Source organism: Terriglobus sp. YAF25, assembly GCF_052113305.1.
GTDB lineage: Bacteria > Acidobacteriota > Terriglobia > Terriglobales > Acidobacteriaceae > Terriglobus.
Window position 1 is genome coordinate 1 of the sequence record NZ_JBFRCY010000155.1, and the last position, 12,393, is coordinate 12,393.

At 58.2% G+C, this 12,393-nt stretch carries 10 protein-coding genes, 3 pseudogenes and 1 riboswitch; of the genes and pseudogenes, 8 read left to right on the plus strand and 5 right to left on the minus strand.

From position 1 onward, the window contains the following. Nucleotides 1-178 precede the first annotated feature (178 nt). The 4 genes and pseudogenes from tig to AB4043_RS08470 form a co-directional block, all read left to right on the plus strand. Complete coding sequence (gene tig, locus AB4043_RS08455) at nt 179-1,288, plus strand: trigger factor (protein WP_442306850.1); 1,110 nt, start codon at nt 179-181, stop codon at nt 1,286-1,288. A 114-nt stretch (nt 1,289-1,402) separates the two neighbouring features. Beyond that, nucleotides 1,403-1,999, plus strand: a complete 597-nt coding sequence (clpP, locus tag AB4043_RS08460; protein ID WP_147647957.1) for an ATP-dependent Clp endopeptidase proteolytic subunit ClpP — start codon at nt 1,403-1,405, stop codon at nt 1,997-1,999. Between the two features lie 180 nt (nt 2,000-2,179). Further along, nucleotides 2,180-3,388: an ATP-dependent Clp protease ATP-binding subunit ClpX gene (clpX, locus tag AB4043_RS08465; RefSeq protein WP_442306851.1), complete on the plus strand. Its 1,209-nt coding sequence runs from the start codon at nt 2,180-2,182 to the stop codon at nt 3,386-3,388. Next, a pseudogene (locus AB4043_RS08470) lies at nt 3,379-5,217 on the plus strand (endopeptidase La); the annotation flags it as partial. The gene clpX and the pseudogene AB4043_RS08470, both read left to right, overlap by 10 nt. A 179-nt stretch (nt 5,218-5,396) precedes the next feature. Here AB4043_RS08470 and AB4043_RS08475 read toward each other — a convergent pair. Beyond that, nucleotides 5,397-5,549 carry a lmo0937 family membrane protein gene (locus AB4043_RS08475; protein WP_442299193.1) on the minus strand — a complete coding sequence of 51 codons (153 nt, stop codon included), beginning with the start codon at nt 5,547-5,549 and terminating at the stop codon, nt 5,397-5,399. A 179-nt stretch (nt 5,550-5,728) separates the two neighbouring features. Here AB4043_RS08475 and AB4043_RS08480 point away from each other — a divergent pair, with 179 nt between their 5' ends. Together AB4043_RS08480 and AB4043_RS08485 are read left to right on the plus strand one after the other, a co-directional pair. After that, on the plus strand, nt 5,729-5,878 hold the full coding sequence (locus tag AB4043_RS08480; protein WP_442299192.1) for a DUF3309 domain-containing protein: 150 nt from the start codon (nt 5,729-5,731) through the stop codon (nt 5,876-5,878). A gap of 356 nt (nt 5,879-6,234) precedes the next feature. After that, nucleotides 6,235-7,410 carry a pyridoxal phosphate-dependent aminotransferase gene (locus tag AB4043_RS08485; RefSeq protein WP_442306852.1) on the plus strand — a complete coding sequence of 392 codons (1,176 nt, stop codon included), beginning with the start codon at nt 6,235-6,237 and terminating at the stop codon, nt 7,408-7,410. Nucleotides 7,411-7,654: 244 nt separating this feature from the next. Here AB4043_RS08485 and AB4043_RS08490 read toward each other — a convergent pair whose 3' ends face one another. Together AB4043_RS08490 and thrC are read right to left on the minus strand one after the other, a co-directional pair. Continuing rightward, nucleotides 7,655-7,936 carry a MoaD/ThiS family protein gene (locus AB4043_RS08490; RefSeq protein WP_147647950.1) on the minus strand — a complete coding sequence of 94 codons (282 nt, stop codon included), beginning with the start codon at nt 7,934-7,936 and terminating at the stop codon, nt 7,655-7,657. A gap of 73 nt (nt 7,937-8,009) precedes the next feature. Beyond that, the gene (thrC, locus tag AB4043_RS08495) at nt 8,010-9,290 is read right to left on the minus strand and encodes a threonine synthase (RefSeq protein ID WP_442299190.1); all 1,281 of its coding nucleotides are present in this window, start codon (nt 9,288-9,290) and stop codon (nt 8,010-8,012) included. 115 nt (nt 9,291-9,405) lie between these two features. Then, a riboswitch (SAM riboswitch) is annotated at nt 9,406-9,511 on the minus strand. 140 nt (nt 9,512-9,651) lie between these two features. Here thrC and AB4043_RS08500 point away from each other — a divergent pair. Next, complete coding sequence (locus AB4043_RS08500) at nt 9,652-11,112, plus strand: peptidase M18 (protein ID WP_442306853.1); 1,461 nt, start codon at nt 9,652-9,654, stop codon at nt 11,110-11,112. 283 nt (nt 11,113-11,395) lie between these two features. Here the strand turns inward: AB4043_RS08500 and AB4043_RS08505 are convergent, their stop codons facing one another. Both AB4043_RS08505 and AB4043_RS08510 read right to left on the minus strand, forming a co-directional pair. Then, complete coding sequence (locus AB4043_RS08505; protein ID WP_442306854.1) at nt 11,396-11,605, minus strand: hypothetical protein; 210 nt, start codon at nt 11,603-11,605, stop codon at nt 11,396-11,398. 41 nt (nt 11,606-11,646) lie between these two features. Then, nucleotides 11,647-11,994 (minus strand): annotated as a pseudogene (locus AB4043_RS08510) (NuoI/complex I 23 kDa subunit family protein); the annotation flags it as partial. Nucleotides 11,995-12,036: 42 nt separating this feature from the next. On the opposite strand from AB4043_RS08510, the pseudogene AB4043_RS08515 reads away from it, so the two are divergent. Then, nucleotides 12,037-12,393: pseudogene (locus AB4043_RS08515) on the plus strand (hypothetical protein); the annotation flags it as partial.

Genomic DNA, 12,393 nt, shown 5'->3' on the forward strand with positions numbered 1-12,393 from the left:
GTGCGGGGCTTGTGCATCTATGGGCGTTTTCCGCAATGGAAAACGCCGCTGCACGCTCCTCCCGGGATACCCAGCAACAGGAAAAATGCTCTAGGATAGAGAGAGTCGTTTCTGCGCGTCGAGTGGTCCTCTGACCCGGCGCCGCGACGGAGATTTTCAAACCCTGGAAGGCACTGTTTTGACCCCTACTGAGACCAACGAGTTGAACGCGGCGGAGACGCCTCAGAGCGAGACCCCGAGCACCGAAGCTGCAGCGCACGATCATACCCACGACCATGATCACGATCACGACCATGCGCACCATCATCATGATCATGGCCCGGTGCTGAATCCCGATCTCACGCGCGAGATCTCGGTGGAAGCGCCGGTCGAGGTTGTTGACGCTGCATTCGATAAGGTTGTCCGCAAGTTCCAGAAGCAGGCTCGCATTCCGGGCTTCCGTCCGGGCAAGGTTCCTGCCAACGTCATCAAACGCAAGTTTGCCCAGGACGTTCGCCAGGAGGTCATGGAGCAGCTTGTCAGCGAGCGCTTCCGTCTCGCGCTTGAAGAGCAGAACGTCAACCCGGTCTCGCAGCCGCAGATCGTTGAGCTGACCCTGTTCGAGGGTCAGCCACTGAAGTTCAAGGCTGCCTTTGAAGTGCTGCCCGAGATCGACATCACCGGCTACGACTCTGTAAAGGTAGCCAAGCCGTCCGTTGAGCTGACCGAAGAGGAATATCAGTCTGAGCTCGATCGCGCTCTGGACTCGCAGGCAACCATTGAGCCGGTTACGGACGACCGTACCCTGACGACTGGTGACCTGGCCGAGATCAGCTTCACCGGCGAGATCAAGCCGTTGGCACAGACAGTCGGCGAAGAGGGTCTGGAGAACGTAACTCCGTCAGAGCCGATCACCGGTGAAGATGTACCGGTAGAGCTCGGTGGCAAGAACACGCTTCCTGCCTTCAGTGATGCACTGCAGGGCAAGAAGCCGGGCGACGAGCTGGTTCTTGAAGTCGAATACCCTGCCGACTTCGGTGAGCCCCGCCTCGCCGGTAAGACCGTCAGCTATGACGTCAAGGTCAAGGCCATCAAAAAGAAGACACTGCCGGAGCAGAACGATGATCTGGCCAAGCAGCTTGGCGACTACGAGACCTGGGATGAGTTCATCAGCAAACTCCGTGAGCATGCTGCCGATCGCAAGAAGCACGCGCTCGAGAACGAGGCCAAGGAGAAGCTGGTCGAAGAGCTGATCGCAAAGTTTGAATTCCCCGTTCCGGAGTCGTTTGTACGATGGCGGCCTCAATAGAATCCGGGAACAACTTCGTCGCGAAAAGACTGGGAACGTGCTCTACGACAAGCTGGCTTCGTAGGCAATCAACCCGCGCCCCTGGCGCCACTACAGGTAGAGAAGAGGAGAAGTATGGGACTTGTACCCATGGTGATTGAGCAGACGAGTCGTGGCGAACGCGCCTATGACATTTACAGTCGTCTGCTCCGCGACAACATCATCTTCCTGGGGACGCCGATCGACGATCAGATCGCGAATGTCATCATTGCGCAGTTGCTGTTCCTCTCTGGCGAAGACCCGGAGAAGGACATCATGCTGTACATCAACTCGCCCGGCGGCTCAGTCAGCGCCGGCATGGCGATTTACGACACGATGCAGTACATCAAGAACGATGTGCAGACTCTGTGCATCGGCATGGCAGCCAGCATGGGCGCATTTCTTCTGATGGCCGGCAGCAAGGGCAAGCGTTTTGCTCTGCCCAACTCTCGCATCCTGATCCACCAGCCGCTCATCATGGGCCATGGTATTCAGGGGCAGGCGACGGAGATCGACATCCATGCCCGCGAGATTCTTCGTCTGCGTGAGCGCATGAATACCATCATGGCAAGCCACACAGGTCAGACCTTCGAGCAGATCGAGCGCGACACTGACCGTGACTTCACCATGAGCGCCCAGCAGGCCAAGGATTATGGTCTGATCGACGATATTATTGATCGCACTCGCGGTTGATTTGAAATGCAAACCCAATCGGCGTAAAGTGAGACGCCCGGGGAGACGTCCCGGGCGTTTTTCCCATTTTGGTTATGGGAAATAAGGTCGATACCCGTTTCCAAAGGGACATGCGAAACGGGTGTAAACTGACAACAAGTTCCCCAGCACGTCCCGTTGTAACCAGGAGTAGCCTTACCGATGAAAACATCACGGGGCTCAGACGAATCCCTACGTTGCTCGTTCTGCCATAAGTCGCAGGACGCAGTCGCCAAGCTGATCTCTTCTCCTTCTGACTATCCCCGCGCGTATATCTGCGATGAGTGTGTTGCGGTCTGCAACTCCATCCTCGAGGACGACCGTGGTGAAAAGCAGCAAGGCGCAGCTCCAGCGCACCTGCCCAAGCCCCATGAAGTAAAGGCCTTTCTCGATGAGTATGTCATCGGCCAGGACCTTACCAAGAAAAAGCTTGCAGTCGCTGTCTACAACCACTACAAGCGCATTCAGATGAACCGGACGCGCGGCAACGATGTTGAACTGCAGAAGTCCAACATCCTGCTCGTAGGCCCTACCGGTTCCGGCAAGACGCTGCTTGCGCAGACCCTGGCGAAGATGCTGGATGTTCCCTTCGCTATCGTGGATGCGACTACGCTGACCGAAGCCGGATACGTGGGTGAAGATGTTGAGAACATCATCCTGAAGCTGCTGCAGGCGGCGGACGGTGACGTAGCGCGTGCCCAGAGCGGCATTATCTACATTGATGAGATCGACAAGATCGGCCGCAAGGACGAAAACCCCTCCATCACCCGCGATGTTTCGGGCGAGGGTGTTCAGCAGGCGCTGCTCAAGATTCTGGAAGGCACCGTTGCCAACGTTCCCCCGCAGGGGGGACGCAAGCATCCGCATCAGGAGTTCACCGCGGTCGACACCACGAATATCCTGTTCATCTGCGGCGGAGCATTCGTCGGTCTAGAGCGTGTCATCGCACGCCGCGTAGGCAAGAAAGCCCTTGGCTTCAAGACGTTGACCGAGCCGGAGACGCCTGCCGGCGACATTACACCGATCCGCGCGCAGCGTGATACCGAGCTGCTGCGTCAGGCTGAACCGCAGGATCTGCTGAAGTACGGACTGATTCCCGAGTTCATCGGTCGTCTGCCGGTGCTTGGCATTCTGGACGAGCTGGACGAAGCAGCACTGATCGAAATTCTGACCAAGCCGCGCAACGCCATTCTGAAGCAGTACTCCAAGCTGTTTGAGTACGAGGGCGTCAAGGTAACCTTCACCGCCGAGGCGGCACAGTCCATTGCGCGGGAGGCTCTTGCCCGCAAGGTCGGCGCCCGCGGTTTGCGCATGATCCTGGAAGAGCTGATGCTCGATCTGATGTATAACGTGCCTGGCAAGCCACGGTAGACGATCCCAGCGCCGACGATATCTACCAGGTAGGCACCATCGGCAACATCGTGCAAAGCGTCAAGATGCCTGATGGCAACATCAAGGTGCTGGTAGAAGGCATTGAACGCGCCCGCGCCACCGAACTCAATGACGAAGACGGCTTCTTCGTCGCCACGCTGCGCACCGGCCGCACACAGCTTGAAATGACTCCGCAGGTAGAAGGCCTGGTGCAGAAGGTGCACTCGCTCTTCGAACAGTACGTCAAGCTGCAGCAGTCACTGAACTACGAGACCATGGCCGCCAGCGTTCGCCTAGATGAGCCCGCCAAGCTGGCCGATATGATCGCAGCCAACCTGCAGCTTCGCATCGATGAGAAGCAGGAGTTGCTGGAGGTCTTCGCACCGGAGTTGCGTCTGTCGCGCGTCGCCGACACCCTCGAGACCGCGATCGAAAAGCTGAACATGGACCGCACCATCCAGTCGCGCGTGAAGCGCCAGATGGAGCGCGCCCAGAAAGAGTACTACCTCAACGAGAAGATCAAGGCGATTCAGAAGGAGCTGGGCCGCGGCGAGAAGAGCGAGTTCGATGATCTGAAGAAAAAGATCGAAGCCGCAGGCATGCCGAAGGAAGCCTTCGATAAGGCGACGCAAGAGCTCAAGAAGCTTGAAGCCATGCCGCCGATGTCCGCCGAGTCGACTGTTTCGCGCAACTACCTTGACTGGCTGCTCGCTGTGCCGTGGAAGAAGAAGTCCAAGGAGATCCGCTCCATCGAGCATGCGGAGAAGGTCCTCAACCAGGATCACTACGGACTGGATAAGATCAAGGACCGCATTCTCGAGTTCCTGGCTGTGCGTCAGCTTGTGAAGAATCCGAAGGGCTCGATCCTTTGCTTTGTCGGACCTCCGGGTGTCGGTAAGACATCGCTCGGCATGTCAATCGCAAAAGCCACCGGACGCAAGTTTGTTCGTATGTCTCTGGGTGGCGTACGCGATGAGGCTGAGATTCGTGGTCACCGCCGTACCTATATCGGCGCCCTTCCCGGCCAGATCATTCAGTCGATGAAGAAGGCCGGAACGAAGAACCCGGTCATCATGCTCGACGAGATCGATAAGATGGCGTCTGACTTCCGCGGCGATCCCGCTTCGGCCATGCTCGAAGTCCTCGATCCGGAGCAGAACAACAGCTTCCAGGATCACTATCTGCAGGTACAGGAGAAGAGCGAGGTTGGCCTGGTCACCGGTCTTGCCTGGACCGAGGTTGGCGGCAGCATTTTGCAGACCGAAGTACAGGTCCTGGACGGCAAGGGTAAGCTGACCACCACCGGTCAGCTCGGCGACGTCATGCAGGAGTCGGCACAGGCGGCCCTCAGCTATGTTCGTTCGCGGGCGCATCACCTGGGCCTCAGCAAGGACTTCTATCGCAACATCGACATCCACGTGCACGTGCCCGAAGGCGCCATCCCCAAGGATGGCCCGTCGGCCGGCATTACGCTGGCAACGGCACTCTCCTCTGCCCTGACGAAGATTCCGGTACGCCGGGACGTCGCCATGACGGGAGAGGTCACGCTGCGCGGCAAGGTGCTCGCGATCGGTGGCCTGAAAGAGAAGCTGCTGGCCGCACATCGCGCCGGCATCTTTGAAGCGATCCTCCCGGCGGATAACCGGAAGGACCTCGCCGACCTGCCCGACCTGCTGAAGAACAGCATGAAGATGCATTTTGTCGAGAACATGGATGAGGTGCTGCAGATCGCCCTGGAAGGCAAGCTTCCGGATCTGAAGGAAGAGACACCGGATGCCCTTGGGGTCCCGCTTACCGAGACCGTTCAGCCGGTCGTCACCCACCAGTAAGCCTCAATAAGCGAAGCAAGAAGGCCGGGCAAGCGCCCGGCCTTCTTCTTTAGAGCATTTTCCCTGTTGCTGGGTCGCCCGTAAGTGGTGTGCAGCGGCGTTTTCATTGAGGAAAACGCCCATAGATGCAGAAGCCCTACACTACACCTACAGGAAAAAATGCTTTACCGGATGCGCTTTTATACCGCCTTACGCGACCCGCCGATGAAGTGCATGATCAGCGAGATCACCGCAAAGATCAGCAATAGATGGATCAAGAATCCGGAGACGTGCATTAGCGTAAATCCACCAAGCCACGCAAGAACCAGGATGATTGCCAGAACCAGAAACATTGTTGTGTCCTCCCTTTCGTCGTCAAAAATCCGCACTATTGCGCGGCATTCGCGGGAAGTAAGAGTCCCATAGAGGCATTTTTGTTGCTTTAGCTACCTGTATTTAGCGAGATATACGCCAGGGCAGCCCAAATGCGCATGTTCGGCATCTACCTCATCGATCTTCATGGAGGTTTTTTATGCTGATTCTTCTGATCGTTCTGCTTCTCCTGATGTTCGGCGCATTTCCAGCATGGCCCTATAGCCGTGGCTGGGGCTATTACCCGAGTGGCGGCCTCGGCCTGATCGTCCTGATTGTGTTGGTACTTCTGCTGACACACCGGGTTTAGAACGTGACAAATGGCTTGAGGGTGTGTCATCAAACTCGTACCGTCAGCGCCGGGAGCAGATTTTTACGAGTCGAGGGTGAGGAGAGAACTGTAGCTAGTCCACTGAGACGACGAGTGACGAAGAGATCGGGAATCGGGGACCCCGGTCAGCTTTTCTGGCTGGGGTGAAGAAAATCTGCCCCGGCCCTCCGGTTGCGGCGCAAATTCGCCCGTGCGTTGTCGTCCTCGACTGTGGACCCGCCACAGGCCTTCGCCTCGTCTGGACAAATTTGCGCTCGCAACGCTGGCGACAGGAGTTTGATGACACATCCTACGCAATTGCTATCATCGAAGGCACATCAGTAGGAGTGTCTTCGATGCCGACTGCTTCCACTACATCCGCCCTACGACTTAGTAAACTGGCTCCCTCGATCGTCCAATCTGAGATCCGCGCCATGACCATCGCATGCAACGCCATCGATGGCATCAATATGTCCCAGGGCGTCTGCGATACGGACCCGCCGCATCCAGTCATTGAGGGCGCCGTCAACGCCATGCGCAATGGCTTCAATATCTATGCGCGTATGGACGGCATTGATTCGCTGCGCCATGCCATCGCGCGTAAGTTTGCGCACTACAACGCCATTACCGCCGATCCCGATGGCGAGATCCTGGTCACGACCRGAACCACCGGAGCCATGCTGGCGACGTGCATGGCGTTGTTTGATCCAGGCGATGAGGTGATCGTCTTCGAGCCCTTCTACGGCTACCACGTCAACATGCTGCTGGGCCTGAATCTGAAGCCAGTCATCGTTCCGTTGACCGCGCCTCGCTGGGACTTCGATCCCGAAGCTTTGGCAAACGCCATCACGCCGAAGACACGCGCCATTCTGGTCAATACGCCCGGTAATCCGTCAGGCAAGGTCTTCACCCGCACGGAACTGGAAGCCCTGGCGACCATCGCGATCGATGCCGATCTCTTCGTCATCACCGACGAGATCTACGAATACTTCCTCTACGACGGTCACGAGCATATCTCCCCGGCGACACTGCCCGGCATGGCGGAGCGAACGATCACCATCGCCGGCTTCTCAAAGACCTTCTCTGTCACCGGCTGGCGTCTCGGCTACCTGCATGCCAGTAAGCGCTGGACCCCATCCATCGCCTACTTCCACGACCTGCTCTTTATCTCCGCTCCGGCGCCGCTGCAGCATGGTGTGGCCGCAGGCCTGTGCGACCTTCCCGACAGCTTCTACACCGAGATGCAGACCGAGTATGTCGCCAAGCGTGACAAGACGGTAGCCGCGCTTGCAGATGCAGGGCTCACGCCAACGGTCCCGCAGGGAGCGTACTACATCCTCGCCGATGTCACCCGCGTGGAGGGCTCCACCTCCAAGGAGAAGGCGCGCAACCTGCTCAAGCAGGTTGGCGTAGCTGCCGTGGCTGGTTCAGCATTCTTCCGTGCAGGCAAAGGAGAGAACCTGCTGCGCTTCTGCTACGCAAAGAAGGACGATGCGTTGGATGAGGCCTGCAGACGGCTTCGGTCGCTGTAGTGTAGTCTCTTCGCCTGTCATCCTGAGCGAATGCGAAGGACCCGCTTTCGCACCGCCACCAAACTACGACGCAAGCACATTCTCGTTGCCCCATTCTTTCGCGAAGCGCAAGGGTTGGATCCCCAACGAACTTCGTTCGCTCTATCGCGCTCCGCGCGACTGTTTCCTTATCCGTAGTCATCCTCAACAAAAGCAAAAGCCCGCCGGACGGCGGGCTTTCTTACTTCATGCAGAGAACGAATTCCTACACACACCCACCGGCGATAGACGGAATCAGCATAATCTCATCTCCGTCCTCAAAGGTATGCGTCTCGCCGCCCAGAAAGCGGATGTCCTCATCGTTCACGTAGACGTTGATGAACGGGCGCAGCTTGCCCTGCTCGTCCTTGATATGCGCTCCCAGCGCCGGGAACTTCACGCCCAGGTCGTCGACCAGGCCCGGCAGGTTGGTGGCAGCGGAATCAACCTTCTTCACGCCATCAGTGTGGCGGACAAAGGCAGTCGGCAAAAGTACTTTGATTGACATTTGAATCTTCCCTGCTCTTTCTGTTTCTCGTCCACCTGAGCCACAGCTCAGCGAACTGAGCCTTAGCTCAGCATTACTGAGCCACCAGCTCGGCCTCTTCCGCGGGCAAACCATCCAGCTCCCGTAGATAAGCGTCGAACTCGGCCAGCCGCGGCTTCACCGCGCGTCCGATGTCATAGCGGCCCTGCAGCACATCCGTCGTCTTCAAGCCGTTGCCCGTGATGCAGACCACCGTGGTCTCGTCCTTACCGATGCGGCCCTGTGCGAAGAGTTTCGCGGTCACCGCAGTGGTTACGCCGCCTGCCGTCTCCGTGAAGATACCTTCGGTCTCTGCCAGCTCCTGAATGCCGGCGACGACTTCGACGTCGGAGACATCTTCGCCCCACCCGCCGGTATCGCGGATTAGACGAGCCGCGTATGGGCCGTCCGCCGGGTTGCCGATCGCCAACGAACGGGCGATAGTGTTCGGTTTCTGCGGCTCGTGACGCTCAAGATTGTTCTTCACCGCGTGGGTAATCGGCGAGCAGCCCGTAGCCTGCGCTCCGAAGAACTTCACGTGCTTTGCCTCAACGATGCCGAGATACACCAGCTCGTCGAAGGCCTTCTTGATCTTGCGGATTAGCGAACCGCCGGCCATCGGCACCACGACGTTGTCGGGCAAACGCCAGCCGAGCTGCTCGGCGATCTCATAGCCCATCGTCTTCGAACCCTCAGCGTAGTAAGGCCGCAGGTTCACGTTGACGAAGCCCCAGCTGTACTGGTCGGCGATCAACGAGCACAGACGGTTAACATGGTCATAGTTGCCGTCAATGCGCACCAGCCGCGCGCCATAGATCAGCGTATTCAGAATCTTTGCCGGCTCAAGGTCCGCCGGAATCAGGATGCAGCTCTTCAAGCCCAGGCGGGCGGCCTGCGCTGCCACTGAGTTTGCCAGGTTACCGGTCGAGCTGGCGCCGACGGTGTCAAACCCGAAGTAGCGGGCATTGGCCAGCGCCACGGCGACGACACGGTCCTTAAAGCTCAGCGTCGGGAAGCAGACGGCATCGTTCTTCACGTAGATGTCGGAAGCGCCGAGACGCTTGCCCAGATTGTTGGCCTTGACCAGCGGGGTGAAGCCAACCGGGAGATCGGGCTGGAAGCCTTCAGGAATAGGAAGCAGCGCACGATAGCGCCAGATGCTTGCCGGCCCGGCAGCGATGGACTCCCGGGTCACGCTGCCCTTCACCACATCCAGGTCGTAAAAGACCTCAAGCGGCGAAAAGCACTCATCGCAGACAGAAAGCGGCTGGTTGCCATAGCTCTTGCCGCACTCTTTGCACTTCAGATCGTAGGGCGCACACGCACCGGAAGACATAGGGCCTTGCTCTCCATGTGGAGGAGGGCTTTACGTGTGACTGTCTCTCTGATTGGCGCTCTTAACTCAGGAACGAGGAGGCGCGGGGTGGGAACTTGCAACTTTCCTACTCCGAATCTCATGTTCCCTGTCGCCAGGAGAGAGTTGACACCGGTACGCCTTTGTTCTGTCCGGTTGTCGTGGTGTCACAGGGCTCGTCCCTCAACCACTCTTCATGAAATTCGCGCTTGCCCTTGCGGGCTAGCTTGAATGTATTGTTTGTACCACGCCATCCGCCTCCAGACAAGCCATGGCAGCAGTCAACGGCGGCTAAGTGCATTGAATTGCAGGAAAACCACCCTTTTCGGTTTATTCTTCCGCCATGGTGAAATTCCTGGTTCGCACCGTAGCCTTCGCGGCCATAGCCGCTGCTTTTGCGTCCGTGGCCACGCTTCCCCTCGCCGCGCAGGAGACCCCGTTGAACCCGGACGGCAAGGTCGCCGCCAAGTCCGCCTGGCTGACGCTTACGCCCCAGCAGAAGTCCGACGTCTTCGCTTTTGCCGCCCCCTACAAGGACTACCTGCGGCACGCCAAGAGCGCCGGCCTCTCGACGGCGGAGTTCCTTCGTCTGGCCAAAGCAGCAGGGTTCACCGAGTTCACGTCTCCCTCACAGATCAAGCCTGGCGCCAAGCTCATCTTCGACAATCGCGACCGCTCCGTCGTCTTTGCCGTCATCGGCTCCGACTCGGTAGAAACGGGCACACGCATCGTCGCGACTCATCAGGACTCTCCACACCTGAACCTGAAGTCTCGTCCGGTCGTCGGAGCTCCAGGCTCGGTTGCGCTACTGAAGACCACGCTCTACGGCGGCATCAAAAAGTACCAGTGGTCGAATCTTCCACTGGCACTGGTCGGCCGCATCGACGCCACAGATGGCCGGCACCTGCAGGTAAATATCGGCTTTGCTCCTGGCGATCCTGTCTTCGTGATCGCCGACGCCGCGCCTCACTCCGACTCATTGCTCCGCACACGCACCTACACCACCGTCCTCGCAGGTGAGGAGATGAATCCGGTGGCCGGTTCGATTCCCAGCGAGAAGAACTCCGTTGCCGACCAGGTCATGGCCRCCCTGCGTACGAAGTTCAATATCAAGGACGAGGATCTGGTTGCCGCTGAGCTGGAGCTTGTTCCAGCAACTCAGCCGGCCGATGTCGGTATCGACAATGGCCTGACCGGAAGCTGGGGCCAGGATGACAAAGCGCTCAGCTATGCGGCGTCACGCAGCATCTTCGACCTGAAGGGCACGCCGAAAAAGACCGCGATGGTCTACGTCACCAACTTCGAAGAGGTCGGCTCCATCAACAACACCGGCGCAAACTCGCAGTTCCTCGATACCGTCTTTACGGAGCTGATGGACGCGCAGAAGAAAGGTGCTTCAGCACTCGATGTCCGTCACGCGCTGCGCAATGCCGCTGTCCTCTCAGCCGACTGTAATGACGGCGTGAATCCCCTCTTTCCTGGTAACTCGGAAGCATCGAACGCCGCGGTCGTCGGCTATGGCGTAACTATCAAGCGCTACGGCGCAGGCTTCGATCCGAACGCGGAATTCACTGCCCGCATCATCGCGCTGCTCGACAAGAACAACATCACCTGGCAGACGCAGACACCGCGTGTTGAAGTCGGCGGAGGAGGCACTATTGGAGGCTTCCTCTCGGCGCGCAATATGGAAGTGTTGGACGTAGGCATTCCACTGCTCAGCATGCATGCAACCTATGAGATGAGTTCGAAGGTAGACCACTGGTCCATCTATAAGTTCTTTGGCGCCTTCTATGGAATGGAATAAGCGATAGCAGCTTACCCTTTGTCATTTCGCGGCGTTCGGGGTCCCAGCCGGCTTCACTGGTTGGGGTGAAGCGATAGCGAAGAACTCTGCTTCTCGCGTTCGGGAGCACTAGTTTGAGGCCAGTTAGGCGTCTTCGGTATTCCTTACCAACCCCAACTTCGTGAGCGCCCACTTCAGAGAATAAGTTCTCTGGAGCCCCGAGGCGGGGCACCTGGGCAATGAAATCGAGAAAACCGAGTTCTCCGCTTCGCTCCGAAATGACAAATCAAAGTCAATGGCCGGCCTAATTCGGCTTGATGATCTCTTTCACACCCTCTACAAAGCTCTTCGGATCGAACTCCGTCCGCAGAATCTCATCGGGACAATCCGTCATCAGGGCCACGCGCCAGTTGCACACGAAGGCTATAAGCTGCTCAGGCTGCGCCGCCCTCAGCTCACTACAGAGCGCTTCAGCTTCGGCGATACCGCGCTCACCTTCCACATCAATCAACACGAGGTCATAGTGCTTCTGCCAGAAGCTCGAGCGTCCTTCCTCGCCTCAACGCAGTACCCGCAGAAGATGCAACGGTTGTAATCGATGTTGTAGACCTTGGCGTACCGCTCCGAAGAGCTGATACGCTTTTGCTCCGTGTTGTCCGCCGCTTCGATAAAGATGCAGTTAGAGGGGCAGGCGGCAGCGCACAGGAAGCATGCCACGCACTTCTCCAGACCGTTCTCGTCACGCTGCAACTGGTGCTTGCCGCGGAAGCGCTCCTGGAACTGAGCGCCGCGCATCGGTCCGGGACCGTCGGGGTAGTTTTCTACCTCGGTGGGCTGCAGCATTTCCTTGAAGGTGATGCTCATGCCTTTGGCAATCGCGGCGACGTTGCTGACGATGGACATGGTTTGAGTATATGCCACACGGGGGTTACGCTGGTATCCGCTATGCGCCCAGTCATCCTTGCTCTCGCCTGCGTTTTCATCGCCTTGCCCGTCTTCGCCGAGACCGCAGCCCAGACCACGCAGCAGCCTGCAATGGCCCATGCGCACGAAGCCACCACTCCCTCTACCTCACTGACAGTAACCGGCCCGACCGGCAAGGTACTGAAGGTGTCGCCGGAAGACCTGAAAGCCATGCCGCACAAGTCTGTAGAGGTCTTCAACGAGCACAGCAAGGCGAAGGAAACCTACACCGGTGTTCCTCTCACGGACCTGCTGAAGCAGGTTGACGTGCCTACTGGAGAGAAGCTCCGCGGCAAACTCTATCTGTTGGGAGTCATCGTAGAGGGCACAGATCACTAT